The sequence below is a fragment of the Pseudomonas sp. 39004 genome, assembly GCF_028682155.1.
GTDB lineage: Bacteria > Pseudomonadota > Gammaproteobacteria > Pseudomonadales > Pseudomonadaceae > Aquipseudomonas > Aquipseudomonas capeferrum.
Window position 1 is genome coordinate 1 of record NZ_JANIAG010000290.1, and the last position, 3,802, is coordinate 3,802.

The window sequence follows — 3,802 nt, forward strand, 5'->3', positions numbered from 1 at the left end:
AGGTCTCGTATGAAGGAAATCGCCATCAACACCAGCGCTGCGGTTACCGCAGGCTGCAGCACCTTGGTCCAGAACGCCAGCCAGTAGCGGGCGTTGTTCAAGCCTTGGTCCGACAGGTAGTGGATGTAATCCCAAAGCCCGGTGATCGACAGCGACTCCGGGGCCAGGATCACGGTATTGAGCAGTTGCGGCGTGACCGAAACATCCCAGCGCTCTTGCGGCGTCGTCACCACTTCGGTGTGGTCGCCACGGAAATACGTGGTGCGCACATCGCTTAGCAGCCAGTGGTCGTCGTTGTACTGCGCCCGACGGGCAAAGCTGGAGGTGACGATCTTGCGCTCGTCGTCGAAGCGGTAGCGGGTCACGCCCAGCAACAGGCCATTGGGCTGCACGGCGTTGATGTGCACGAACTCCTCGCCCTGGCGGTGCCACATACCACGCTTGGAGCTCTGCGCTTCACCACCGCCCTGGGCCAGCGAACGGTCTGCCTGGGCCTTGTTTTCGGTAACCGGCGCCACGTACTCGCCAATCAGCACACCCACCAGCATCAGCACCAGCATCGGCTTCATCACCGCCCAGACGATGCGGCCGATGGAAACCCCCGCCGCACGCATGATGGTCAGCTCGCTGCTGCTGGCCAGGCTGCCCAGGCCGATCAGGCAACCGATCAGCGCCGCCATCGGCAGCATTTCATACAAGCGCCGGGGTGCGGTCAGCAGCACGAAGTTGCCCGCTTCCATGACCGTGTAGGTGTCGCTCAGGTCGCTCATCTCATCGATGAAGGCAAACAGCGAGGCCAGGCCGAGGATGATCCCCAGCACGGCCAGAATGGCCATCAGCACGCTTTGGCCGATGTAACGATCCAGCTTACCCATGGGCCACCTCCGCACGACGTGCGGCGCGCTTCAGGCGCAGCGGCTCCCAGTACATCAGCCCAAGGCCGATCAGCAGGAACAGCCCGTGCACCCACCACATGCCCAGGGCGATCGGCAGTTTGCCCTTCTCGAGGGCGCCGCGTACGGAAATCAGCATTGTCAGGTAGGCCATGTACAGAAGAATCGCCGGCAGCAATTTGAGGAAGCGGCCCTGGCGCGGGTTGACCCGCGACAGCGGCACCGCCAGCAGGGTCACGACGAAGACCAGAATCGGCAACGACAGCCGCCATTGCAGCTCGGCACGTTCGCGCAGGCCCTTCTGGCCAATCAGCTGCGAAGTGGGGATGGCCTCACGCTCGGTCACTTCTTCGCTGACTTCAGGCTTGGGCAGCAGTACCCCGTAGGTGTCGTACTTGATCGCACGGTAATCGGCCTGGCCTGGGTTGCCGTCGTAACGGTAGCCGTTTTCGAGAATCAGGTAGCGGTTGCCGTCGGCCTGGATTTCCTGGTGGCCTTTTTCGGCAACCAGCACGGACGGCGCCCGGTCCTTGGTCTTGTCCTGGTTGAAGCGCTTTTCGGAGATGAACACCCCGGCCAGGTTGACGCGATCATCCGACAGCTCTTCGGTGTAGGTCACCCGCGAGCCATCGCGCAGGGTCTGGAAGCGCCCCGGCACCAGGGTATCGAACTCGGTCAGGGCATCCTGCTGGCTGATGATCTGCTGCACCTGGGAAACGCCCAGCGGCGCCAGGCTCAGGCTCAGCCAGGCAACCAGCAAAGCGACCAGGGCAGCCGGCGCCATGGTCATGCCAAGCAGGCGCTGCTGGCTCATGCCCGTGGCCGAAAGCACGGTCATTTCGCTTTCGAGGTACAAGCGGCCATACGCCAGAAGGATGCCGAGGAACAGCCCCAACGGCAGGATCAGCTGCAAGAAGCCCGGCAGGCGGAAGCCCATGATCAAGAACAGCACGCTCGGGTCGAGCACGCCTTGGGCGGCCTGGGCCAGGTACTTGATGAAGCGCCCGCTCATGATGATCACCAGCAGCACTGCGCTGACGGCGCTCAAGGTCACCAGGACCTCGCGGGAGAGATAACGAAAGACGATCAAACCAGACACTCCTGGGTTGTCAGGGCGGACTGCCAAACAATGGCGCCAAACAATGACTTAGTACAGCCAAGACCAATGCCGGTTCGCCATAGGCGAACCTCCATGTAAAGTGCGCGCATTATCCTGTGATTGACCGCCCCTGTCACTTGGCCGCGCATGAAGCCGCAAAACAGGGTTGTCAGCAGCCTTGCCGCAGGCTCAAACTGGCAGCTTTTCCACGGGTACGCGACCACGCGGCCTGGCCCGCCCAGAGCGCTGGAACACGAAGCGCCAACTGTATCGATCATTCGGGGACCCTGACATGGAACTGGTTGTAAAAAGCGTAGCTGCTGCATCGGTAAAAACCGCCACTCTGGTCGTACCGGTTGGTGAAGGCCGCAAGCTCGGCGCTGTTGCCAAGGCCGTCGACCAAGCCTGCGAAGGTGCCATCAGCGCCGTGCTCAAGCGTGGCGACCTGGCTGGCAAGCCGGGCCAGACCCTGCTGCTGCAGAGCCTGCCGGGTCTGAAGGCCGAGCGTGTGCTGCTGGTTGGCAGCGGCAAGGACGAAGCACTGGGCGATCGCGCCTGGCGCAAGCTGGTCGGCAGTATCGCCGGCGTGCTCAAAGGCCTGAACGGTGGTGACGCCGTACTTGCCCTGGACGATGTCGCCGTCAGCAACCGCGACGCCCACTACGGCAAATACCGCCTGCTGGCCGAGACCCTGCTCGACGGCGAGTACGTGTTCGACCGTTTCAAAAGCCAGAAGGCCGAGCCACGTGCCCTGAAAAAAGTCACCTTGCTGGCCGACAAGGCGGGCCTGGCCGAGGTCGAGCGCGCCGTCAAGCACGCCACTGCCATCGCCACCGGCATGGCCTTCACCCGCGACCTGGGCAACCTGCCGCCCAACCTGTGCCACCCAAGCTTCCTCGCCGAGCAGGCCAAGGAACTGGGCAAGGCACACAAAGGCCTCAAGGTCGAAGTGCTCGACGAGAAGAAGATCAAGGACCTGGGCATGGGCGCGTTCTACGCCGTGGGCCAGGGCAGCGACCAGCCGCCACGCCTGATCGTGCTCAACTACCAGGGCGCCAAGAAGGCTGACAAGCCGTTCGTGCTGGTGGGCAAGGGCATCACCTTCGACACCGGTGGCATCAGCCTCAAGCCAGGCGCCGGCATGGACGAGATGAAGTACGACATGTGCGGCGCCGCCAGTGTGTTCGGCACCCTGCGTGCGGTGCTCGAACTGCAGCTGCCGATCAACCTGGTGTGCCTGCTGGCCTGCGCCGAAAACATGCCGAGCGGCGGCGCTACCCGCCCAGGTGACATCGTCACCACCATGAGCGGCCAGACCGTCGAAATCCTCAACACCGATGCCGAAGGCCGTCTGGTGCTGTGCGATACCCTGACCTACGCCGAACGCTTCAAGCCCCAGGCGGTGATCGACATCGCCACCCTGACCGGCGCCTGCATCGTTGCCCTGGGCAGCCACACCTCGGGCCTGATGGGCAACAACGACGACCTGGTCGGCCAGTTGCTCGATGCCGGCAAGCGCGCCGACGACCGTGCCTGGCAGCTGCCGCTGTTCGACGAGTACCAGGAGCAACTGGACAGCCCGTTCGCCGACATGGGCAACATCGGTGGGCCGAAGGCCGGCACCATCACGGCGGGCTGCTTCCTGTCGCGCTTCGCCAAGGCCTACAACTGGGCGCACATGGACATCGCCGGCACCGCCTGGATCAGCGGTGGCAAGGACAAGGGCGCCACTGGCCGCCCGGTCCCGCTGCTGACCCAGTACCTGCTCGATCGCGCTGGCGCCTGATGCCGTGAGACCGGTGGCGCCATG

3 protein-coding genes are annotated in these 3,802 nt (G+C 63.8%); 1 reads left to right on the forward strand and 2 read right to left on the reverse strand.

The window, feature by feature from the left end:
- Together lptG and lptF are read right to left on the reverse strand one after the other, a co-directional pair.
- A partial coding sequence (gene lptG, locus NP534_RS26110; RefSeq protein ID WP_274100644.1) for an LPS export ABC transporter permease LptG occupies positions 1-875 on the reverse strand: 875 nt, incomplete at its 3' end.
- On the reverse strand, positions 868-1,983 hold the full coding sequence (gene lptF / locus NP534_RS26115) for an LPS export ABC transporter permease LptF (protein ID WP_274100645.1): 1,116 nt from the start codon (positions 1,981-1,983) through the stop codon (positions 868-870). The genes lptF and lptG, both read right to left, overlap by 8 nt.
- 301 nt (positions 1,984-2,284) lie before the next feature.
- Between lptF and NP534_RS26120 the strand changes: the two genes are divergently transcribed.
- Entirely contained in the window at positions 2,285-3,778 is a 1,494-nt protein-coding gene (locus NP534_RS26120) for a leucyl aminopeptidase (RefSeq protein WP_033701067.1), read from the forward strand.
- The last annotated feature ends 24 nt before the right edge of the window (positions 3,779-3,802 follow it).

What these genes read in the sequence shown, in the direction of transcription:
- NP534_RS26120 (WP_033701067.1), top strand. Translation starts at nt 2,285, where the DNA reads ATGGAACTGGTTGTAAAAAGCGTAGCTGCTGCATCGGTAAAAACCGCC.